Below are 21,785 nucleotides of genomic sequence, written 5' to 3'. Positions count from 1 at the left end.
AAAAAGCCATCCCGAAAACGAGGCCGTAACGGGGTTATTGTGCGCGATGATGCAAACGCGTCCCCACCAGTAAGGATATGACCAAAAGTGAGCCAATAAAACTGGCGACTCCCGGCCAGCCAAACTGGTGCCAGAACACTCCGCCGAGCGTTCCGGCAAGACTTGAACCGAGGTAATAGCTGAATAAATAAAGTGACGAGGCTTGCCCTTTAGCGCGTTTAGCTCGCGGGCCAATCCAGCCGCTGGCAACAGAGTGTGCGGCGAAGAATCCAGCTGAAAAGAGCAGCATGCCGATGAAGATAATCGGCAACGGTGAAAAGACAGTTAACACCACGCCTGCCAGCATCACCGCGGTGGAAAAGACCATCACCGGGCCACGGCCAAATTTTGCGGTCATGGCCCCGGCTTTTGGCGAACTCCATGTTCCGGTTAAATACGCTACAGACAGAAGCCCGACCACCGCCTGGCTTAAATACCATGGCCCCTGCATCAGGCGATAACCAATGTAGTTAAACAGGGTGACAAACGCCCCCATCAGCAAAAAGCCCTGCACAAATAACAGAGGTAGCCCCTGATCGCGCCAGTGCAGCCGGAAGTTGATAAACAGCGTTTTTGGCCGCAGCGAAGAGGGGCGGAAATGTTTTGAGGCGGGCAGGATTTTCCAGAACATTAACGCTGATGCCAGAGCGAAACAGCCAATAGCCGCAACCGCAATCCGCCAGTTAAAGAAGTCGGTCAACACGCCGCTTAACAGGCGGCCACTCATGCCACCAATTGAGTTCCCACTGATATACAGCCCCATCGAAAATGCCACCACGCTTGGGTGGATTTCTTCACTCAGGTAAGTCATGCCAACCGCAGCAACACCGCTAAGAGACAGCCCAATCAGGGCACGCATCACCAATATGCCATGCCAACTTGTCATCATGGTTGAAAGTAGCGTGCAGCATGAGGCGAGTAATAGCGCCGTAACCATTACGGGTTTACGACCGATGGCATCAGACAGCGGGCCAGTAAAGAGCAGCCCAATCGCCAGCATAGCAGTTGAAACAGATAGCGAAATACTGCTACTGGCCGGTGAGACACCAAATTCATGAGAAAGAACCGGCAGTATCGGTTGTACACAATAAAGGAGCGCGAAGGTGGCAAGTCCTGCGGAAAAGAGCGCAAGTGTAACGCGCATAAATTGAGGTGAACCACGCTTGATGTAAGTGACCGGCTGGGGAGATCGTCTTTCGTCAATATCTGCTGCCGGGGCGGTGTTGACGAGGGTTGTACGGCTCAAAATCGGTCCTTAAAAATACACAAATGAAGTCTTCTTTTCAGAGTAGAAAATTGTAATTGTTCTGTCTAATATATTAATAATCTCAATTGATATTTTAAAAGTATGAATATTGAATTGCGGCACCTGCGTTACTTTATTGCCGTTGCTGAAGAGCTGCATTTTGGGCGGGCTGCCGCGCGTTTACGTATCTCTCAGCCACCTCTTAGCCAGCAAATCCAAATCCTTGAACAGCAAATTGGTGCGCGTCTACTGGCGAGAACTAATCGCAGCGTGAATCTGACCGCCGCAGGCAGCCAGTTTTTGCAAGATGCCCGGCAGATTTTAAGCCAGGTTGATGCAGCGGCAGGGCGCGCAGCCCGGCTTCATCAAGGGGAGACCGGCGAGTTGCGTATTGGTTTCACCTCATCCGCGCCCTTTATTAAAACGGTATCCGATAGCCTTTCGACATTTCGCCGCAGCTACCCGGACGTACATCTCCAGATGCGGGAAATCAACACCCGCAAGCAAATTGCACCGTTAAACGACGGCGAACTCGAACTCGGTTTAATGCGCAACACGCGGCTCCCGGATACGCTCGACTGGAGTCTGGTTCTGCGTGAGCCACTACTGGCAATGGTGCACCGTGACCATCCGTTGGCCCAATGCTCAAAAGTTTCTCTGCAACAGCTCGCAAATGAACCTTTTGTCTTCTTTGATCCGCTCGTTGGGACGGGGCTGTATGAAGATATTCTCGGCTTGCTGCAACGCCACGGGATTTCACCCTACATCACCCAGGAAGTGGGCGAGGCCATGACCATCATTGGACTGGTGTCCGCCGGGTTAGGGGTATCGATACTTCCGGCGTCATTTAAACGTGTCCGTCTATCGGAAGTGGTGTGGCTACCCATTGATGAGCCGGAAGCGCAATCTGAAATGTGGCTCGTTTGGCCAAAGCATCGTGAACTTTCTGCGGCGGCACTTCGCATCTCTGCGCTGCTCACTGAGTCAATAACGACGTTAAAAGGTGGTTAATACAGCAGATTATGTGCGGTAAATCACAACCCTACCTAAATATTTGACTCCTTCGCTTGAAGTGTTTCACCATAGCCCAAAGTTTATTTCGAAGCGCGAAAATAAAGGGAGTCGCAAGTGGTTGCTGATAGTCAACCGGGCCATATCGATCAGATCAAGCAAACCAATGCGGGCGTAGTTTATCGCTTGATTGATACCAATGGGCCGGTGTCGCGCATCGATCTTTCTCGCCTGGCGCAACTTGCGCCTGCCAGCATCACGAAAATTGTTCGTGAAATGATTGAAGCTCATCTGGTGCAGGAAACGGAAATTCAAGACCCTGGTAGCCGGGGCCGTCCAGCTGTGGGCTTGATGCTGGAAACTGAAGCATGGCACTATTTGTCCGTGCGTATTAGCCGTGGGGAAATCTCCCTTGGCCTGCATGATTTAAGCAGTAAGCTGATTGTTGAAGATACGGTTGATCTTGCTATTAGCGACTCACAACCGCTTATTGAACGCATCATTGCGCAGATTGACCAGTTCTTTATCCGCCATCAGCAAAAGCTTGAGCGCCTGACGGCGATAGCTATCACTATGCCGGGTATTATCGACACCAAGCGCGGCATCGTGCATCGGATGCCGTTTTATGAAGTCTGCGATATGCCGCTCGGTGAGATTCTGGAAAACTACACCGGTGTGCCGGTCTATATTCAGCATGACATCAGCGCCTGGACGATGGCGGAAGGGCTATTTGGCGCCTCAAAGGGCGCTCGTGATGTGATTCAGGTGGTTATTGATAATAACGTCGGTGCCGGTGTGATTACCGATGGACGCCTGCTCCATGCGGGCAGTAGCAGCCTGGTTGAGATTGGCCATACGCAAGTTGATCCTTACGGCAAGCTTTGTTATTGCGGTAACCACGGTTGCCTGGAAACGATTGCCAGTATCGACAGCGTGCTTGAATTAGCACAGCTTCGCATGAGTCAGTCGATGGGTTCCATGCTGCATGAACAACCTCTGACGGTCGAATTTCTCTGTGACGCTGCGTTAAGTGGCGATCTATTAGCGAAAGATATCATTCTCGGTATTGGTACTAACGTCGGCCGTATTCTTGCGATAATGGTGAATCTGTTCCATCCGCAAAAAATCCTGATTGGTTCCCCGTTTAACCGAGCCGCAGAGATTCTGCATCCGGCAATCACCAGTTGTATTCGCCAACAAGCACTCCCTGCTTATAGCGAGCATATGGTTGTTGAATGTACCCAGTACAATCATCGCGGAACAATGGCGGGAGCGGCGCTGGTAAAAGATGCAATGTATAACGGTTCATTATTGATTCGCTTGCTGCAAGGGTAATGTCATTGCCTGATCCACTAAAAATTGCGCTATCTCAATCTGGTCGAATGACTATTCTTTTAGACTTTCACTCCTGAATTATTCAATTTTTAATCACTCATACCCTAAATAATTTGAGTTGCAGGCGGGCTATATCCGTCCCTGCGACTTGAAGTTAGATGGGTACTTAAAGCATTACCTTGGGAGTTAGTCATGCTTACGCGTTTCTTTATAACGGGTACCGATACTGCAGTCGGGAAGACTGTGGTTTCTCGCGCCTTGTTGCAGGCTCTTGCAGCCAGTGGCAAAAGTGTCGTCGGCTATAAGCCGGTAGCCAAAGGCAGTAAAGAGACGCCAGAGGGCCTACGCAACAAAGATGCGTTAGTTCTACAAAGCGTTTCCACTGTCAATTTACCTTATGAAGCCATCAATCCTATCGCTCTTAGCGAAGAAGAAAGCAGCGTGAGCCATAACTGCCAGATTAACTATTCGCTGCTGTCCGATGGGCTACAGCGTTTGGCCGGGCAGGTGGATCATGTTGTTGTCGAAGGCACTGGCGGCTGGCGCAGCCTGATGAACGACTTACGTCCATTGTCGGAGTGGGTGGTTCAGGAACAGTTACCTGTGTTGATGGTGGTTGGGATTCAGGAAGGGTGCATCAATCATGCCTTGCTGACAGCGCAGGCGATTGCCAATGATGGCTTGCCACTGATTGGTTGGGTGGCAAACCGTATCAATCCAGGGCTTGCACACTACGCAGAAATTATCGATGTATTAAGCAAGAAATTGCCTGCACCGCTGGTGGGCGAATTGCCTTATTTGCCTCGAGCAGAGCAGCGTGAACTGGCAAATTACATCGATTTATCCCGTCTTAGCAGCGTTCTGACTGTAGACCGTTTGCGGGCGTAACCAGCGCGAAAGCGCAGAAGCAATTACGCACGCCAGCAGTAAACCGGGGAGCAAAGTAAATTCCCCGGTCATTTCACAAACCATCAATGTGGACATAATCGGTGCATGCGTGGTCGCCGCTAAAAGCGTTGCCATTCCGGTTAATGCCAGCAAAATAGCGATGCTATCGCCACTCCACGCCCAGACTCCAAACCCTTGACCGACCACCATTCCCAGTGCCGCCCCGACAAATAGCGTTGGCGTAAAGACACCACCTGGCGCACCAGAACCGCTACTTGCCAGCACCGCCGCCAGTTTGTAAACCAAAATACCGGCGACAAACAGCAGTGCCGGGGGCTGTGAGAGGAACGATTGCACTACGCTATAACCATTTCCCCAAACCAATGGCGTAATCAGCGAAAGCAGCCCAACTAGCAATCCCCCTAACGCAAGCTGTAGCGGGGGCATTAAATGCAAACGCTGGAATAGCTTGCTGCTATGTGACATCAGCCAAAGAAACAGTGGCCCGGCAAGACCTGCAAGAAGGCCGAATGCTGCCATCAGCAAGTATTGTATAGGTTGCGGAGCGCTTAACGCTCGCACGGTATACAGCAACGCTTGTTCGTCATTGAGTAAATGAGTCATCAACAAGGCGCTGACGGCAGCAATTACTACTGGGCCAAGTGAGGCGAGCATCAGCGTGCCAAACAGAATCTCTGCGATAAACAAACTGCCAGCCAGTGGTGCGTGGTAGGCGCTTGCCATCCCGGCTGCGGCACCGCAGGCGACCCACAATTTCCATTCATCTTTATTTGAGAAACGCTGGGCAAATACCGAAGCAAAAACGGTGGCCAATAATACCATCGCGCCTTCGCGACCAATGGCACTACCGCTTGCTACCACAATCAGTGACGCGGCCGATTTGACCAGACTTGCGGATACATCAAGACGCCCGTCGCCGGTTTCTATGGCTTCCATATAGTCAGTGGGAGCAGAAGGGCGCTGGCGTGTGGCGCGTTGCCAGCCCCAAAGTAAGGTGCCTGCAAGTAAACCACCAATAGCCGGAGTGAGTAATCTGCGCCACGGCGATAGTGCAGCAGCGGCGGCAACCAGGCTTCCGCTATGATCGCCAAGGAAAAGGCCTTCAAGGAAATACATTGACTGGCGAAACAGCCAGACGACCAATGCAGAGGCAACGCCAATCCAGACGGCGAAAATTAGCCGTCGAAGCATGCCTTTCATATCGGGGAAGTGGTTTAGATGGCGCATCAAAGCATTGTAAGGTGGATAAGCGTGAGCGTCATCCACCGTTTGTTGCTGTTTTGTCGGATGTCGCTGGCGCTAATCCGACCTGGAGATGAGTAATATTGGCGTTGAAACTACGAAATATTCAGCGCTCGGCGGGTACGGCCTGAACTGAGGTAATCGGCGATATAATCTTGCGAAATTTCACCGCTGTAGCGGCCATCTTCGTCAGTAATCGGCATCCACACCATGTTGTGCTCGTAGAGCTTAGATAGCACGATTCGCAGATTATCTTCCGCACGTCCGGTCACGCGGAACGGGTGCAGTAACTCAGAGCATGGGCCGATAGCACCACGTGCTTCCCGGCGCTTCACAAAACCTAATGGCTTACCTTCACCATCCACCACGGTTATCGAGCGCATGTCGTTATCATCCATGGTAGAGAATGCTTCCGGTAACGGTGTGGACTCACGCGCGGTAATTGTCGGTTGTTGGTCGGTGACATCACCAGCCTGAACCAACAGCAGACGTTTCAGGGTGCGATCCTGGCCAACAAACGACCCCACAAATTCATTGGCAGGCTTAGCTAAGAGTTCATCGGGACTGGCGCATTGCACAATTTTCCCCTGACGGAACACGGCGATACGGTCACCCAATTTCAGAGCTTCATCAATATCATGGCTCACCAGCATGACGGTTTTCTTCAGCTGACGTTGCATTTCCAGAAATTCATTCTGTATAGCTTCACGGTTGATAGGATCGACCGCACCAAACGGCTCGTCCATCAGCAGTACCGGAGGATCCGCCGCCAGTGCCCGAATCACGCCAATACGTTGTTGCTGCCCGCCTGACATCTCACGCGGGTAACGGTTCAGGAAACGGTTAGGGTCGAGCGCCACCATACTCATTAATTCGCTGGCGCGTTCTTTACAGCGCGCTTTATCCCAACCCAGCATCCGCGGGACGACAGTAATGTTTTCTTCAATCGTCATGTTCGGGAACAGACCGATTTGTTGAATCACGTAGCCAATATTGCGGCGCAGCGTGACGGTATCCAGCTCGTTAGTGTTTTTACCGTTAATCAGAATATTGCCGCCGGTTGGGGCAATCAGGCGGTTAATCATCTTCAGTGTGGTGGTTTTGCCACAGCCAGAAGGGCCAAGCAGCACGCACATTTCGCCTTCAGGCACATTCAGGCTGACGTTATCAACCGCGTTAAATGTTTGGCCGTTCTTCTGAACGAACTGTTTGGTGAGATTTTCCAGTTTAATCATTATCGAATCCCCTTAGGAGTCAGCACCACTTGTAAGCGATGCAGTAACCAATCAAGCACAATAGCCAAAACACAAATCATCACCGCACCGGCAATCAACATACGGATGTCGCTGCTGCCGATACCGTTAAGCAATAACAAACCTAAGCCGCCAGCACCGATCACCGCAGCAATTGCCATTACGCCAATATTCATGACCACTGCGGTACGAATGCCGCCAAAAATGACCGGCAGGGCCATCGGGATTTCAACCCAACGCAGGCGTTGCCAGAAGGTCATGCCGATACCACGCCCGGCTTCACGCAAACCCGGAGGCAAACTGTCGAGTGCGGTGTGCGTGTTGCGCACAATCGGCAAGAGCGAATAGAGGAAGACGGCGGTAATGGCGGGGAATACGCCAATCCCTTGTCCAACCAGCGAAAACAGCGGAATCATCAGACCAAACAGTGCGATAGAAGGAATGGTCAGCACGATGGTGGCGATACCCAGTACCGGTGTGGCGAGCCATTTATGGCGCACAATTAAAATCCCCAACGGCACGCCAATAATTATCGCCAGCCCCACGGCTAATAAAACTAACCACAAGTGCTGTAGTGTCAGGCTGCCAAGATAACCTGCGTTATCAATCATATAATGCAACGTTTCCATGATGCCTCCTTAGAGCAAGCCTTTGTGCTGCAGGAATTCTTGCGCAACTTTTTGTGGGGTTTCATGGTCGATATCCACTTTGGCATTCAAGGTGGATATCACGTCGTTATTGAGTGATGCGGAGAGGGTGTCGAGAGCCTCCTCAAGCCCAGGGTTCGCCGCTAACGTCTCTTTACGCACAACAGGTGTCACGGCATAACTTGGGAAGAAGCCCTTATCGTCTTCCAGCACCTTAAGATCAAAGCCTTTTACGCGCCCGTCAGTGGTGTAAATCAACCCAGCATCCACAAACCCATCGCGCACCGCGTTATAGACCAGACCCGGGTCCATCTGGCGAATCTGCGGGCGGTCGAGCGGCATGTTGTAGGCTTGCTGCAAAGGCTTCATGCCATCGCTACGCCCGGCAAACTCCAGATCCAGTCCTAGCATCCAATTTTTATCCGGGTCTGTTTTGCGAATTTGTTCAATTTTCGCCACCAGTTGCGACATGGTATTGATGTTCTCTTCTTCAGCGCGTTTGCGCTGCATCGCGAAGGCGTAGGTGTTGTTCATATCGGCAGGTTTCAACCACACCAACCCGAGTTTGGCATCGAGTTTCTTAACGGTGTCGTAGGACTCTTGTGGGGTCATACGTTTGTTGATGTGATTAAAAATAATCAATGACGTACCGGTATATTCCCATGTCATATCCACCTGTTTGTTGATCATCGCATTACGGGAAATCACGGTGGCAATGTTGGTCTGCGGCGTCACCTGGAAGCCTTTCTTACGCAGGTACTGTGTGGTCATGGCAGACAAAATATGTTGTTCGGTAAAGCTTTTTGTTGCCAGCACGATAGGTTCAGCTTTTGCAGCACCTGCGAATAGCAGCGTTATGGTGAGTGCGGCAAGTAACGGTTTAAACGGTTTCATGACGGGTTCCTTTTTATTGTTTTTATTTCACTGTGTGGGGACTTAACACGCGACCTAAGCCCGCGAGTGCAACATCAAGGATCAGGGCAAACAGCGCTGTGGCAGCTGCACCCAAAATCAGTGTCGGGAAATCATTGAGGTAGATGCCCGGGAAAATAAGCTCACCATAACTGCTGGCACCTATCAAAAACGCCAGCGGCGCAGTACCCACGTTAATTGCGGTTGCAATACGGATGCCCGAAAGCATGACTGGCCATGCGTTAGGTAACTCAACCTGGCGCAAGCGTTGCCATTTAGTCATGCCAATGCCGTTGGCAGCTTCGATAAGCGAAGAAGGGACACCGGATAAACCCGAGTAGGTATTACGGACAATTGGCAGCAGCGAGGCGAGGAACAGCGCGATTATTGCAGGTTTGTCGCCAATCCCGATAAACACCATCGCCAACGCTAAGACGGCCAGCGGTGGCAAGGTATTTCCGACGTTAAAGATTTGCATCGCATATTCAGCGAAACGGCGAGCAGCAGGGCGACTGAGCAAAATTCCGCTTGGTATCCCTACTAGCAGAGCCAGTGCCATCGAACTAAACACCAAAATTAAGTGTTGTTGCCCGAGATAAAGCAAATCCACTTTACGAGCGACTATGGTTTCGGGGCCAATTCCCCAAATCAATAATCCGAGGACGACGATTATTGCCAGTGCACCAAAAAAAGTGCGTTTTACGATGGAAGTATTATGCATTGCAGTGTGTCTCCCTGGGTGCACGTTATAGCAACCTTGAGGTCGCTTGTTGTTATGCCTTGTGTCGGCAGGGTGTTTTGACCTATAGCAACGCAGCGGGAATGATTCCAGTAAATGGGGAAATTACCTGGTGAATGATTAGTGTGTAAATTAACGAGTTAGCCTTGTGCCGCCTCGCTTAAAGCGTGGTTGTAAAGAATTGTCTTAAAATTAGCTGAGTGAAGTTACGTTGTAACTTTTGCAGAGGAAGTGACGGAGAGTAACTGTAGGATAATGTGGGGTTAATACGCGGGATCGATAAGAGAAAAGTAGTCGGTGGATAAGCGCGAACGCCTTCCACCGTTACTCAGATTCTTAGGAGTAGAGCTCTTTTTGTGCGACAGGAATCTGTAAACCTTGACTCCACTGAGCAAGTGTCAGGTGAGTTAATTCGCCTAACGCTTGATAGAACGGATGTTCAGCATTAGCGATAAACAACTCCAGGAAACGCCCGCTCCACGGCAGGATGTGCCAGGCAAGAAGTTCGTCAACTTTCGGCTGCAATCTTTCTTCAGCAAGCCAGGCGGCCAGCATCAGTAGCAAACCGAAGTGATCTTCGGGTTCGTTGTTATCTTGCTCGTTGGAGATGTCGTTTTTACGCATCCAGCGGCGTAATTCAAGCATCGAATCACCAAAAAGCACTTGTTCTTTATCGAGATAGACCGAACCCCAAGGCGAGGCAGGTAAAGCATCCGGGCCGATGAACAGGCGCTGCCAGGCTTCACTCAAAGACTCAGGCTCATAGTTAAAACCTTCCGCCATACGCTGCGCGATACTCGCCAGTTCTTCATGTTGTACTGGCCATTGCTCAGTCCAGGATGGATCCTGAAGTGAGGCATACAGTGATGCGACATCCCGGCTTTTAGGTTCTTGATAAAAAAGCGCACCGAGCACTCTTCCTGTCAGGGCGATAGTCGCCAGTCGTTGCGTTGTTTCAGACATCATTCTCTTCCTTGTTGCGCGAGTTATGCCGCGCATTCTCTACGGATTACCGGGCAATTGCTATGCATTAGACATCTACATCCGTTTTAATAGCTATTGTGGCTCACTTTGTGACCCATCCTGCGTACTACCACCGCTTACCGGATAGTTTCCGCTGCTGGTACGCGTATAAAGGATTTTTTGCGTATCATTACCACAATGGCCAACAACTTGGGCATCAGGCTTATCAGCTTGATCGTTAGGAACAATTGTTAAACTAAAGCCTGATTCAGGGACACCGTTATTGATTATTTTTTGCTGAATGTCAGCCTTGACCGTATCGCAAGAAGTCTGTGCGGCCAGTACGGGAGTTGCTGCAACCAACAGGCATACACCAAGCCAAATTGAACGTTTCATCGTATCTTCCTTCTGTTGAGGGGCTGTAGTAAGGATAGTATCTGCAGTGTAAATTGTTGTATTTGCTTATACCCTTCATACTTCAAGTTGCATGTGCGTTGGCTACGTTTACTCACCCGCATCACTTACCAGAGTAAGCTCATCGGGACTCGCTCTCTTGCCGCCTTCTTGCAACTCGAATTATTTTGGGTACATCATTGTTGTTACATTTCAAGTCGGGGACAGGAATTACGTGAAGAAAATCATTATCCTCTGTGCGCTGGCAGCGTCTGTTGCCGGGTGTGACAATCAGAACAATACGCTTTCTTACACGCCAGAAATGGCGAGTTTCTCGAATGAATTTGATTTTGACCCGTTGCGTGGGCCGGTAAAAGACTTCAGCCAGACATTAATCAATGAAAAAGGCGAAGTCGTTAAACGCATTGTTGGCCTGATATCGGAAGAAGGGTGTTTCAACGAGCTCGAATTTCACGATCTGGAAAACAATACCGGTGCAACCCTGGTGTTGGATGCTAATTACTATCTTGACGCCATCACCCGTGAAAAACGGGTAAAGCTTCAGGGGAAATGCCAGTTGGCAGAATTGCCGAGTGGCGCTATTACCTATGAGACGGACGATAAAGGTTTTGTGGTGGCAGCGCACAGTGAAGCGACATCCATTGTTTATAACTATGACGCTGATGGATATCCGTTAGGTAAGGTAACTAAAGCAAAAAATGACACCCTGGCTATCAAGGCGAAATCCGGTAGCGACAATAAGAAAAAACTCGATTACACCTCTGAAAGCACCCTCAACGGCAAGTCTATCGCTTTGGTCAAACAAACTTGTGATTACGACGGGTATTTCAACCCACTGGAATGTGTGCTGAATATAACCGATGAAAGTGTCAAACCGCCGAAGGTTGAAAGTTTTACGATTAAAAATAGCATCAATTATTATTGATACTTAGGGTAAAACCTCGTGTTAATGGCATTGGATTTACGCGCGAAACAGCAAAAGAAAGCTTGAGTCAGCTTCCTGACTCAAGCTCTTGTTCGAGCTACGCGGCGCGAACCTTAGCAATCAGCGCCTGTTTTTCTGCATCAGATAAGAAGGCAATTCTTAAACCGTTCTCTTGTGCGGTACGGATATGTGCCGCACTCAAACCTGCCTGCGGTGCAGCCACATTATATTCGTGAATAATATCGATACCCTGGACGGCTGGGTCATCAGTATTGATTGTTGCCAGCACGCCTTTATCCAGGAAGGTAATCAATGGGTGCTTATCCATTGAGGCTATCGTGCTGGTTTGGATATTGGACGTCAGGCAGGACTCGATGCCAATTCCATGTTCCGCAAGGAAATCCATTAGCGCCGGATCTTCGATTGCCTTAACACCATGTCCGATACGCTCGGCGCCCAGCTCACGAATTGCCTGCCAGATACTTTCCGGGCCAGCGGCCTCACCGGCATGAACGGTGATATGCCAACCCGCATCACGTGCACGGTTAAAGTGACTCAGGAACAGACTACCCGGGAAACCGAGTTCATCACCGGCAAGGTCAAGGGCAGTAATGCTATCGCGATGTGCCAGCAGGGCCTCCAGCTCAGCCAGACATGCAGCTTCGCCGAAAGTACGGCTCATAATGCCAATTAAACGGGCTTCAACACCGAAATCACGGCAACCCTGGCGAACGCCTTCAATCACCGCTTCCACCACACCCGCAACCGGCAGATTATGGGTCATGGCCATATAGCCTGGGGAGAAACGTAATTCGACATAATGCAGGCCATTCAGGGCTGCATCTTCAATGTTTTCCCATGCTACGCGGCGGCAGGCATCGAGATCCGCGAGGACTTTAACGCCCCAGTCCAGTTTTTGCAGGAAGCTCACCAGGTCAGGTGCTGTTTCCACAACTTGTACATGAGGACGAAGTGCTTCAAGGGAGTCAGCCGGGAGCGGAAAATTAAACTGACGGCCCAGATCGAGAATAGTTTGAGCACGAATATTGCCATCAAGGTGGCGGTGCAAATCGGTTAACGGCAGGGTGGTATCAATCATGGTCGCACTCTTTTTTTGATTTAAGTGCGCAACAGTATAAGAACAAACGCACCTAAATAGCTACGTTGCGCAAACAAAAAGGGGAGTTTTCTCCCCTTAACTTCACTGGAGAGATTTAATCGCCGCAATCAGGCGCTTCACACCTTCTTCAAGCTTAACTCGTGGGCAGCCGGCGTTCAGTCGCACAAATCCTTTTCCTTCCTCGCCGTAGGTATATCCCGGCATGATGGCGACTTTTTGCTGCTCGATAAGCACTTTTTGCAGCGCATTGTCATCAATACCCAATGGGCGTAAATCTATCCATGCAAGATAAGTGGATTCTGGCGGTTGCCAGTTTAGTTGCGCAAACTCTTCGTTCAGGGCATCGGCGACAAAGCGGAGATTACTTTGCAGGTATATTCGGAGCTCATCAAGCCAGGCGGAACCTTCTTGATAGGCCGCGATATGGGCAACAACGGCAAGAATGGCGGGGGATGATAATCCATCCTGACCTTTGAGCACATTTAAGTATTTCTGGCACTCATCACTATCATTAATCAAGCCATAAGCACCTGTTAATGCAGGAATGTTGAAGCTTTTGGAACCCGACGTGAACAGCGCCCATTGGCCTTTGCCTACTTCATTCCACGGCGTGTGCTGGTGGCCTTCCCATACCATATCCATATGGATTTCATCACTGATAACTCTGACGCCATGACGTTCGCAAAGCATTGCCATGGTTTCAAGTTCAGTACGTGTCCAGACTTTGCCGGTAGGATTTTGCGGGCTGCAAAGCAGCATGATCTTGCATTCAGGTTTCGCCAGTTGCGCTTCAAGAGCAACCATATCGCACATCCAACTGCTTTCGGTTTTATGCAACGGAGCGCTAAATACCTGGCGTTGGTTGCCCTCAATGGCTTTATAAAATGCGTCATACGCAGGGGTATGGATAAGCACTGCATCGCCAGGTTCAGACCACTGGCGAATGAGTTGCGACACCATGTAGATAACCGACGGGCCGTACACTACCGACTCTTTATTAATCACACTGTTAAAACGCGTGTGATACCAATGCACGATCGCACCAAGAAACTCGTCATTCTTCCAGCGGCTATAACCTAATACACCGTGAGATAAGCGTTGTTGCAGAGCTTCAAGTATGACTGGAGCGGTAGGGAAATCCATATCGGAGATGGTAAAGGGCAGGAGGTCGGCGGCACCGAAACGGTCAGCGACATAATCCCACTGAGTACACCAGGTTCCGTGGCGGTCAACGACTGTGGAAAAATCGAACATATTACCTCGCAACAAACGGGCGCCGTAGCGCCCGTTATGGTTTACGCCTGAGCAGTTTGCATCAGATGCGCCATTTCATCTTTCACCGACTGGACCTGCGGACCAATCACCACTTGCAGATTGTGCTGGTTGAGTTGCACCACACCGATGGCACGGAGGTTTTTCAGTGCTGCACTGTCGACCAAAGTCATATCTTTCACTGACATACGCAGGCGAGTGATGCAGTTATCGAGAGAAACAATATTCTCGGCACCGCCCAGAGCTGCGAGCATGGCTGGAACATTGTAACCCGATTTACCCACCTGGCCGGCAATCGCTTTTTCAGCGCTGGTGGTGTTATCGATATCACGACCCGGCGTTTTGATGTTGAAGCGGGTAATCGCAAAGCGGAAAATTGCGTAGTATGCCGCAAACCAGATAGCTGCAACCACAGGCACCATATACCATTTTGTCGCCAGGCCGTGCAGGATCCCGAACACGACGAAGTCGATGATGTTGCCATCGGTATTACCGATAGTCACACCCAATACCGCCATCATGGTAAAGCCAAGGCCAGTCAACAAAGCGTGGATGACATACAACACAGGAGCGACAAAAAGGAACAGGAATTCCAGCGGTTCAGTCGTTCCGCCAACCACGCAGGCAATCACGCCAGAAATCAGCAGGCCTTTAATTTTGTGACGGTTTTCAGGGCGAGCACAGTGATACATCGCCAGGGCTGCACCCGGTAAACCGCCAAGGAAGGCAGGCATTTTACCCTGTGACAGGAAGCGGGTCGCACTTTCAGAGAAACCATGAACCGTTGGGCAGCTCAATTGCGCCTGGAAGATAGTCAGTGCGCCGCTGACACTATGGCCACAAACATCCATCGTTCCGCCTGCATCAGTAAAGCGAATCAGCGCAACAAGGATGTGGTGCAAACCGAACGGCAGCAATAAGCGCTCACCGGTACCGAAGATCATCGGCCCAAACATGCCAGCGCTGTTGATCATGTTACCCAGTGCATTGATCCCAGCGGCAAAAACCGGCCAGATTAACGGGATAACCAGACCAACCAGACCCATCACTACGGTGGTGATGATTGGCACAAAGCGGGTACCACCAAAGAAGGCCAGCGCATCAGGCAAGCGCACGTTGTGGAAACGCTCATGCAGCAGGAATACAATCACACCGACAATAACCGCACCCAAAATGCCGGTATCAATAGATTGAATACCTAGAATATTTTGGATGTTGTTTGCTTTCAGGATGGCGGCATCTGTTGTCGGCAAAATACCTTTAGCCGTCAGCCAGAAGTTCACTGCAAGGTTCATTACCGCGTAACCGACAAAACCAGAAAACGCCGCTACACCTTTGTTTTCACGCGCAAGCCCAAGCGGGATTGCGATACAGAACATAATTGGTAGGAAGCTAAACGCAAACGAGCCGACTTTCCCCATCCAGGTGAAAATTAGCTGTAAAACAGGATTACCTAATGCTGGAAGCAGAGTCACTACATCGTGGCTACTGAGTGAACTCCCGATACCGAGCATAATGCCGCAGAACGACAAAAGTGCCACGGGTAACATAAAGGTTTTGCCAAGGTTTTGAAAAAACTCCCAAAGCGTAATTTTTTGTGGTGTATTAGCCGCCATAACGACTCCTTAAACCCTGGTTGATAGATGGGTGGTGGTAAAGAACGAAGCGGATGATAAAACGTTTTACCAACCTTTATTGCGCTATAGTTCACAGATCTAAAGCTCACTAGAGTGCTTAATACCTCATGTTAGGTTAAACGTTTTATCACTAAATTTTGTTTTATGGAGGGTCCGTCGGCCTAATGACGACTCAGGAAAAGAAAATAACAATTAACGAAGTCGCTGAAGCCGCTGGAGTTTCTGTTACGACAGTTTCTCTGGTTCTCAGTGGCAAAGGGCGCATTTCACCAGCGACCGGATTGCGCGTGAATGAAGCCATAGAAAAATTAGGATTCGTGCGTAATCGCCAGGCTGTTTCATTACGTGGTGGCCAAAGTGGGGTTATTGGGTTGATCGTGCGTGATCTATGCAATCCTTTTTATGCCGAGCTCACCGCAGGTTTAACGGATGAACTAGAAAAGCAGGGCAAGCTACTCTTCCTGACCCAAAGTGGCGCGCAGGGACAGCATATGCAGCGTTGCTTTGACATGTTAATTGCACAAGGAGTGGATGGCATTATTGTCGCCGGAGCAGCGGGACAGGGGGCGGATATGCGTACCATTGCGCAACAGAAAAATTTACCCCTGGTATTTGCCTCTCGCGCCAGCTACCTCGATGAAGCCGATATTATCAGGCCTGACAATATGCAGGCCGCTCAGCTTGTCACCGAACACTTGATCAAGCGTGGGCATCAACGGATTGCCTGGCTCGGTGGTGATGGTGCCTCTTTGACTCGCGCCGAACGCGTGGGTGGTTATTGTTCCACGCTTCTGCAATACGGCTTGCCATTCCACAGTGAGTGGATAATCGAATGCGAACCGAGTCAGAAAAAAGCGGCGGACGCGATCACCACACTTCTTCAGCACAACCCGACAATTACTGCTGTGCTCTGCCACAACAGCACTGTAGCGATGGGGGCATGGTTTGGTTTACTGCGCGCTGGAAGACAAAGTGGCGAGGGAAGTATCGATAGTTACTATGACCGCCATGTGGCATTGGCAGCTTTCGCTGAAGTGATGGACGATGAACTGGATGACTTGCCATTAACCTGGGTTTCTACACCTGCTCGTGAGATAGGCCGTATGGCTGGGCAGCGTATCCTGCAACGTACACAGAAAGGCGATACCAGTGCGCTCAGTCAGATTATGCCAGCACGATTGGTGGTGAGAAAAAATTAAAAAAGCCTCCCTAAAGGGAGGCTTTAGCCAGGCATTGCTCACAATTATTGCTGAGGAACAGCTGGCGCTTCTGGTGCGGCAGGTGCTGCAAGTTCTGGTGCTGGGGCAGCTTCTGGTTCACTCATAGTCGGCATGCCAAACATTCCTAACAGATCGCCCAGTGCCATTTTCTGGCCGTTCAGTGTCACCTGACCGTTAGAGTACTGCAGGCTGGAAACCACATTGTTGCCTTCCATAGTGGTCACGCGGAACATTTGGCCCATTGCGGCCAGACCTTTGATTTGCTGCTCGGCAAGTTTAGCTGCTTCGGCAGGCTGGTAGCCTTCAAACTGTGCAACTTGCGTCATCAACTCAGTCGCCATATCGACTGGAATAACCAGTTTACTGTCGAGAGATTTAACCACACGGTTCAGTTGTTCTTCCGGAGTTGTTGGTTCAGCCTTTGATTGCGCCGGGTCTTTCAGGAACAAAGAGAGATTGAAGCTGCTTTCGCCTTTAGCATTTTTCCAGCTTAATGGCGCAACGGTAATCACCGGATCACCTTTCAACAATAGCGGCAGGTTGGCGGCAAACAGCTCAACAATTTGCTGCTGATAAGCTTCAGGATTCTGCGCGAAAGCAGGATCTGCCAGTAATTTTTGCGACTCAGCGTTATATTTCTGGCTAAATTCGCGCACCGCAGCTCCGTCAAGATTGCCTATTTTGAGCGTTAGCTTACCGCTACCAATATCTTTGTTCTGTATCTTCAAAGAATTAATCGCGTAATCGATTTGGCCGGTAAGATGCTTTTTATCTTCCTGAAGCTCAGATTTGGCGTTGATGTTAAAACCTTCCACAACGGCCATTTCTTTGCCTTCGATGGAAATGGATAACTTATCGATCGAGGCTTTCTGGCTACCAATTCGCTCGAGAAATTCGCTACGCGCACTATTGCCTTCGGTTTTGATACCGTTAAAGGTCATCTGTACGTGCTGGCCGTATTCGTTGACGGTATTGACCAGGCCGCTTTGTGCTTCACCACTCACGGCAATTTTATCACCCTGGGCATCCACATCAGCCTTGAACTCACCACCGCTAAAGGCAACTTTTTGTTCGCCATTTTCATAATTCAGTGGCAGCAAGTTGATATCAGAAGAGGTGTCACCGCTATAGCCAATACGCGTTTGGGCATCAATAAAGGACTGGCCTTTAGCAATATCAAACAATGGTTTGGTGGTTGGGTTGTTCATCAATGTGGTATGAACTGACGCCATGGAAGGCAACAGATTGAATTTTTTCAGTTGCGCGAACGGGAACGGGCCATGATCTATGGTTTCGTTAAATACGATAGTTTGGTCAGGCTTGAGGAGCGCGCTTGTCATTCCTGCGGTTGGCTTGATGACTAACTGCATGGTGCTGCTGAACAGACCACGATGATAATCCTGGTAGCCCAGCGTCAAGCCAGCTTCGGGCGAGGCTTTGTTCAATGCGGTATTAGCGTTGCTGATCATCTCCGCCATACGGCCTTCGAGCTGTTTACCGGTGTACCAGGCTGTGCCAGTCCACACCACACCCAAAGCAACAATAACACCTACTGCAACCAGTGATTTTTTCATTCTGTCGTAGTCCATATTAAGTGCATCTGCCGGTAGTCCTCCGGCAGATGATTGAAATGCCCGCGGGCATTGAAGAAACTGATTCTACACAGCTTAGCAATCCTACCCAAAAAGATCAGTAAGTTGCTTTAAACTCAGATTTTAGAGAATACACGAGCCACACGACCTACACCGCTGAGAGATACCGGTGATTCTTGCGCAGAAATAAACGCAGACTCACCAGGTTTGAGCGTCAATTGCTGCTGGTCTTTGCTTAAAATTGCTTCACCTTCAGTGCAGAACACAATGGCCGCACTTGGTTGGGCAAGCTGCACTTGCTGAGAGCCGAGATCGTGCAATGAGAAGGCGAAGTCATCAACTGGAATAGGGAAGTCCAGTTCGCTGCCATTTTTCTCTGGCTGAGTCAGTAATTCAGCGGCAGGTTTTGGCTCAAACTTAACGTTTGCGACCAGCTCAGGAATGTCGATGTATTTTGGCGTGAGCCCTGCGCGTAGGACGTTATCCGAGTTTGCCATCACCTCAAGAGCCACACCTTTCAGGTAAGCGTGTGGGGTTTCTGCAAACAGGAACATCGCTTCGCCCGGCTGTAATTTCACCACGTTCAACAGCAGTGGTGAGAATAAGCCACTGTCGTCCGGGTAAAACTCAGAAATTACGCGAATGGTTTCCCACGGCTCGCCTTGCTGATTATTCAAGGCTGCCTTCAACACGCCGAGTGCCAGGGATTTCTCATCGCCTTTCATATTCAGCAGGCTTGCGAAAAGTTGTGACAAACGTTCCGCATTTGGCTCTTGTAAGAAATGAGCAATCGCCGGGTGAGCCCCGGAAACCGGCTGGAGCAAAGAGACGATATCGCTAAACTCACGGAAAGCGTTCATTGCCAGGAACGGCGTTAATGCGAACACCAGTTCTGGTTTGTGGTTAGGATCTTTGTAGTTACGCTCGGCGGCATCTAATGGAATGCCTGCTGCGTTCTCTTTGGCAAAACCCAGTTCAGACGCTTTTTTATTAGGATGGACCTGAATAGAAAGAGGTTGATCGGCGCACAGCACTTTGAAGAGGAACGGTAACTCACCAAAACGCTCTGCAACGGCCTTGCCTAACAGTGCGGATTTGTCGGCATCAACCACGTCACGCAGTGAACGAGCTTTGCCGTTATCAAGAATTTTTGAGCTGCTTTTCGGGTGAGCCCCCATCCATAATTCTGCCATAGGCAGGTTTGCTGGGTTTTCCACGCCGTAAAGTTCCGTTAACGCAGTTTTACTTCCCCAGGCATAGTTTTGCACTGAGTTAATGAGTTTTTGCATTATCAAGCCCTGTTGTAAGGTATATAAAGTTCCGACTATTAAACCAATTATCTGAGATGAAGTAACCAGGCGAGTAAAAAGTCGTACTAGTCTCAGTTTTTGTTAAAAATTTGTGTAGGATATTTTGACTTGTGTTACTAACGCAGCGTGTCATTTTGCGCAGAAAAGATAAAAACTAACGTATACCCAAAATAATTCGAGGTGCAGGAAGGCGGCAATTGACGGAGTCCCGATGAGCTTACTGAAGTAAGTGATTCGGGCGACTGAGTGCAGCCAACGCGCCTGCAGCTTGAAGTATGAAGGGTATTTGATGTTGTAAGTGAGAGAACAATGCCTAACAAAGCCTTTCATTATCAAGAGCCGTTCCCGTTAAAAAAAGACGAAACAGAATACTACCTGCTCAGCAGCGATTATGTTTCCGTGTCAGAGTTCAAAGGGCAGGAAGTCCTGAAAGTTGATCCTAAAGCCCTCACGTTGCTCGCCAAACACGCCTTCCACGATGCCTCGTTTATGTTACGCCCGGCCCACCAGCAACAAGTAGCCGATATCCTCAATGACCCTGAAGCCAGCGAAAATGATAAGTATGTCGCGCTGCAATTCCTGCGTAACTCCGAAATCGCTGCAAAAGGTATTTTGCCAACCTGCCAGGATACCGGTACGGCAATTATCATGGGTAAAAAAGGCCAACGCGTCTGGACCGGCGGTGGCGATGAAGAAGCGCTGTCCCGTGGCGTCTATAACACCTTTATTGAAGATAACCTGCGCTACTCGCAAAACGCGGCGCTGGATATGTACAAAGAGGTGAATACCGGCACAAACCTGCCTGCGCAAATCGACCTTTACAGTGTTGATGGCGCTGAATACAAATTCCTCTGTATCGCCAAAGGCGGCGGTTCAGCAAACAAAACCTATCTCTATCAGGAAACGAAGGCGTTGCTGAGTCCTGGCCGCCTTAAAGATTACCTCGTCGATAAAATGCGTAGCCTCGGGACTGCCGCGTGTCCTCCATATCATGTGGCGTTTGTAATCGGCGGTACATCGGCTGAAGCGACGCTTAAAACCGTAAAACTCGCCTCAACCAAATACTATGATGGTCTGCCAACCGAAGGTAACGAACATGGCCAGGCATTCCGCGACGTAGCACTTGAAGACGAGTTATTAAAAGAAGCTCAGAACCTTGGCCTTGGCGCGCAGTTTGGTGGTAAGTATTTTGCCCACGATATCCGTGTTGTGCGCTTGCCGCGCCACGGTGCGTCATGCCCGATTGGCATGGGTGTTTCTTGTTCAGCCGATCGCAACATCAAAGCAAAGATCAACCGCGATGGTATTTGGATCGAAAAACTCGAACACAACCCAGGTAAGTTTATCCCGCAGGAACTCCGTCAGGCGGGTGAAGGGGAGGCAGTAAAAGTCGATCTGAACCGCCCGATGAGTGAGATCCTAAAACAACTGGCGCAGTATCCTGTTTCAACTCGCCTTTCTTTAAGCGGCACGATAATTGTGGCGCGTGACATCGCCCACGCTAAACTCAAAGAACGTATCGACAACGGCGAAGGTTTGCCGCAATACATCAAGGATCACCCGGTGTATTACGCGGGGCCAGCTAAAACGCCAGACGGTTATGCATCAGGTTCACTTGGGCCAACAACAGCCGGGCGTATGGATTCCTATGTCGACTTATTGCAAGCCAACGGCGGCAGTATGGTGATGTTGGCAAAAGGCAACCGTAGCCAGCAAGTGACGGATGCCTGCCATAAACATGGTGGTTTCTATCTTGGTAGTATCGGCGGCCCGGCGGCAGTTCTGGCGCAGCAGAGCATCAAGAGCCTTGATTGCGTCGAATATGCGGAATTGGGTATGGAAGCCATCTGGAAGATTGAAGTTGAAGACTTCCCGGCCTTTATTCTGGTGGATGATAAGGGCAATGACTTCTTCCAGAAAATACACGCCTCGCAATGTACGCGATGTGTGAAATAGATAACTCAAGCCGCCCACAAGGGCGGTTTTTTTATCCCCCTTC

General features: G+C 50.0%; 19 protein-coding genes. 6 read left to right on the top strand and 13 right to left on the bottom strand.

Annotation, left to right across the window (positions count from 1 at the left end):
• Positions 1-34: 34 nt before the first annotated feature.
• On the bottom strand, positions 35-1,285 hold the full coding sequence (locus tag AC0IXI_RS13345; protein WP_471682586.1) for an MFS transporter: 1,251 nt from the start codon (positions 1,283-1,285) through the stop codon (positions 35-37).
• Between the two features lie 102 nt (positions 1,286-1,387).
• Here AC0IXI_RS13345 and AC0IXI_RS13340 point away from each other — a divergent pair, with 102 nt between their 5' ends.
• The 3 genes from AC0IXI_RS13340 (at position 1,388) to bioD (ending at position 4,519) form a co-directional block, all read left to right on the top strand.
• Positions 1,388-2,296, top strand: coding sequence for a LysR family transcriptional regulator (locus AC0IXI_RS13340; RefSeq protein WP_134182935.1), 909 nt, complete (start codon positions 1,388-1,390; stop codon positions 2,294-2,296).
• Between the two features lie 117 nt (positions 2,297-2,413).
• Positions 2,414-3,631 carry a sugar metabolism global transcriptional regulator Mlc gene (mlc, locus tag AC0IXI_RS13335; protein WP_471682585.1) on the top strand — a complete coding sequence of 406 codons (1,218 nt, stop codon included), beginning with the start codon at positions 2,414-2,416 and terminating at the stop codon, positions 3,629-3,631.
• 192 nt (positions 3,632-3,823) lie between these two features.
• Complete coding sequence (gene bioD, locus AC0IXI_RS13330; protein WP_034455805.1) at positions 3,824-4,519, top strand: dethiobiotin synthase; 696 nt, start codon at positions 3,824-3,826, stop codon at positions 4,517-4,519.
• Here the strand turns inward: bioD and clcB are convergent.
• From clcB to AC0IXI_RS13295, 7 genes are all read right to left on the bottom strand, one after another.
• Complete coding sequence (gene clcB / locus AC0IXI_RS13325) at positions 4,472-5,767, bottom strand: voltage-gated ClC-type chloride channel ClcB (protein WP_471683230.1); 1,296 nt, start codon at positions 5,765-5,767, stop codon at positions 4,472-4,474. The two genes, bioD and clcB, sit on opposite strands and share 48 nt — an antisense overlap.
• A gap of 110 nt (positions 5,768-5,877) precedes the next feature.
• Positions 5,878-7,017 (bottom strand): osmoprotectant ABC transporter ATP-binding protein OsmV, encoded by a 1,140-nt coding sequence (osmV, locus tag AC0IXI_RS13320; protein WP_064518573.1) that lies wholly within the window; start codon positions 7,015-7,017, stop codon positions 5,878-5,880.
• A complete protein-coding gene (gene osmW, locus AC0IXI_RS13315; RefSeq protein ID WP_064518575.1) occupies positions 7,017-7,664 on the bottom strand; it encodes an osmoprotectant ABC transporter permease OsmW in 648 nt (215 codons plus the stop codon). The genes osmV and osmW overlap by 1 nt, the downstream gene beginning before the upstream one ends.
• A gap of 9 nt (positions 7,665-7,673) precedes the next feature.
• Positions 7,674-8,576, bottom strand: a complete 903-nt coding sequence (osmX, locus tag AC0IXI_RS13310) for an osmoprotectant ABC transporter substrate-binding protein OsmX (RefSeq protein ID WP_471682584.1) — start codon at positions 8,574-8,576, stop codon at positions 7,674-7,676.
• A gap of 22 nt (positions 8,577-8,598) precedes the next feature.
• Positions 8,599-9,315 (bottom strand): osmoprotectant ABC transporter permease OsmY, encoded by a 717-nt coding sequence (gene osmY, locus AC0IXI_RS13305; RefSeq protein WP_064518579.1) that lies wholly within the window; start codon positions 9,313-9,315, stop codon positions 8,599-8,601.
• Between the two features lie 354 nt (positions 9,316-9,669).
• Positions 9,670-10,299, bottom strand: coding sequence for a Tat proofreading chaperone DmsD (gene dmsD / locus AC0IXI_RS13300; RefSeq protein WP_471682583.1), 630 nt, complete (start codon positions 10,297-10,299; stop codon positions 9,670-9,672).
• A 90-nt stretch (positions 10,300-10,389) separates the two neighbouring features.
• On the bottom strand, positions 10,390-10,692 hold the full coding sequence (locus AC0IXI_RS13295; RefSeq protein WP_064518582.1) for a DUF1161 domain-containing protein: 303 nt from the start codon (positions 10,690-10,692) through the stop codon (positions 10,390-10,392).
• A 232-nt stretch (positions 10,693-10,924) separates the two neighbouring features.
• Here AC0IXI_RS13295 and AC0IXI_RS13290 point away from each other — a divergent pair, with 232 nt between their 5' ends.
• Positions 10,925-11,635, top strand: a complete 711-nt coding sequence (locus AC0IXI_RS13290) for a YnfC family lipoprotein (protein WP_413498387.1) — start codon at positions 10,925-10,927, stop codon at positions 11,633-11,635.
• 97 nt (positions 11,636-11,732) lie between these two features.
• On the opposite strand, the gene add is transcribed toward AC0IXI_RS13290, so the two are convergent.
• From add to malX, 3 genes are all read right to left on the bottom strand, one after another.
• Positions 11,733-12,734, bottom strand: a complete 1,002-nt coding sequence (gene add, locus AC0IXI_RS13285) for an adenosine deaminase (protein WP_471682582.1) — start codon at positions 12,732-12,734, stop codon at positions 11,733-11,735.
• Positions 12,735-12,836: 102 nt separating this feature from the next.
• On the bottom strand, positions 12,837-14,009 hold the full coding sequence (locus tag AC0IXI_RS13280) for a MalY/PatB family protein (RefSeq protein ID WP_134182921.1): 1,173 nt from the start codon (positions 14,007-14,009) through the stop codon (positions 12,837-12,839).
• A gap of 41 nt (positions 14,010-14,050) precedes the next feature.
• Entirely contained in the window at positions 14,051-15,643 is a 1,593-nt protein-coding gene (gene malX / locus AC0IXI_RS13275; RefSeq protein WP_471682581.1) for a maltose/glucose-specific PTS transporter subunit IIBC, read from the bottom strand.
• 185 nt (positions 15,644-15,828) lie between these two features.
• Here malX and AC0IXI_RS13270 point away from each other — a divergent pair, with 185 nt between their 5' ends.
• Entirely contained in the window at positions 15,829-16,863 is a 1,035-nt protein-coding gene (locus AC0IXI_RS13270) for a Mal regulon transcriptional regulator MalI (protein ID WP_471682580.1), read from the top strand.
• A 44-nt stretch (positions 16,864-16,907) separates the two neighbouring features.
• On the opposite strand, the gene AC0IXI_RS13265 is transcribed toward AC0IXI_RS13270, so the two are convergent.
• Both AC0IXI_RS13265 and manA read right to left on the bottom strand, forming a co-directional pair.
• The gene (locus AC0IXI_RS13265) at positions 16,908-18,458 is read right to left on the bottom strand and encodes a YdgA family protein (RefSeq protein ID WP_413498385.1); all 1,551 of its coding nucleotides are present in this window, start codon (positions 18,456-18,458) and stop codon (positions 16,908-16,910) included.
• A gap of 134 nt (positions 18,459-18,592) precedes the next feature.
• A complete protein-coding gene (gene manA / locus AC0IXI_RS13260) occupies positions 18,593-19,765 on the bottom strand; it encodes a mannose-6-phosphate isomerase (RefSeq protein WP_134182913.1) in 1,173 nt (390 codons plus the stop codon).
• 330 nt (positions 19,766-20,095) lie between these two features.
• Between manA and fumA the strand changes: the two genes are divergently transcribed.
• A complete protein-coding gene (gene fumA, locus AC0IXI_RS13255) occupies positions 20,096-21,742 on the top strand; it encodes a class I fumarate hydratase FumA (protein WP_471682579.1) in 1,647 nt (548 codons plus the stop codon).
• Positions 21,743-21,785: the final 43 nt, after the last annotated feature.

The organism is Buttiauxella sp. AC038, assembly GCF_979253565.1.
The sequence above is the reverse complement of the archived record's forward strand: the minus strand, read 5'-3'. Positions and strand labels throughout refer to the sequence as shown.

What these genes read in the sequence shown, in the direction of transcription:
- AC0IXI_RS13340 (WP_134182935.1), top strand. Translation starts at nt 1,388, where the DNA reads ATGAATATTGAATTGCGGCACCTGCGTTACTTTATTGCCGTTGCTGAA.
- bioD (WP_034455805.1), top strand. Translation starts at nt 3,824, where the DNA reads ATGCTTACGCGTTTCTTTATAACGGGTACCGATACTGCAGTCGGGAAG.
- clcB (WP_471683230.1), bottom strand. Translation starts at nt 5,767, where the DNA reads ATGCGCCATCTAAACCACTTCCCCGATATGAAAGGCATGCTTCGACGG.
- osmV (WP_064518573.1), bottom strand. Translation starts at nt 7,017, where the DNA reads ATGATTAAACTGGAAAATCTCACCAAACAGTTCGTTCAGAAGAACGGC.
- osmW (WP_064518575.1), bottom strand. Translation starts at nt 7,664, where the DNA reads ATGGAAACGTTGCATTATATGATTGATAACGCAGGTTATCTTGGCAGC.
- osmX (WP_471682584.1), bottom strand. Translation starts at nt 8,576, where the DNA reads ATGAAACCGTTTAAACCGTTACTTGCCGCACTCACCATAACGCTGCTA.
- osmY (WP_064518579.1), bottom strand. Translation starts at nt 9,315, where the DNA reads ATGCATAATACTTCCATCGTAAAACGCACTTTTTTTGGTGCACTGGCA.
- dmsD (WP_471682583.1), bottom strand. Translation starts at nt 10,299, where the DNA reads ATGATGTCTGAAACAACGCAACGACTGGCGACTATCGCCCTGACAGGA.
- AC0IXI_RS13295 (WP_064518582.1), bottom strand. Translation starts at nt 10,692, where the DNA reads ATGAAACGTTCAATTTGGCTTGGTGTATGCCTGTTGGTTGCAGCAACT.
- add (WP_471682582.1), bottom strand. Translation starts at nt 12,734, where the DNA reads ATGATTGATACCACCCTGCCGTTAACCGATTTGCACCGCCACCTTGAT.
- AC0IXI_RS13280 (WP_134182921.1), bottom strand. Translation starts at nt 14,009, where the DNA reads ATGTTCGATTTTTCCACAGTCGTTGACCGCCACGGAACCTGGTGTACT.
- malX (WP_471682581.1), bottom strand. Translation starts at nt 15,643, where the DNA reads ATGGCGGCTAATACACCACAAAAAATTACGCTTTGGGAGTTTTTTCAA.
- AC0IXI_RS13270 (WP_471682580.1), top strand. Translation starts at nt 15,829, where the DNA reads ATGACGACTCAGGAAAAGAAAATAACAATTAACGAAGTCGCTGAAGCC.
- AC0IXI_RS13265 (WP_413498385.1), bottom strand. Translation starts at nt 18,458, where the DNA reads ATGAAAAAATCACTGGTTGCAGTAGGTGTTATTGTTGCTTTGGGTGTG.
- manA (WP_134182913.1), bottom strand. Translation starts at nt 19,765, where the DNA reads ATGCAAAAACTCATTAACTCAGTGCAAAACTATGCCTGGGGAAGTAAA.
- fumA (WP_471682579.1), top strand. Translation starts at nt 20,096, where the DNA reads ATGCCTAACAAAGCCTTTCATTATCAAGAGCCGTTCCCGTTAAAAAAA.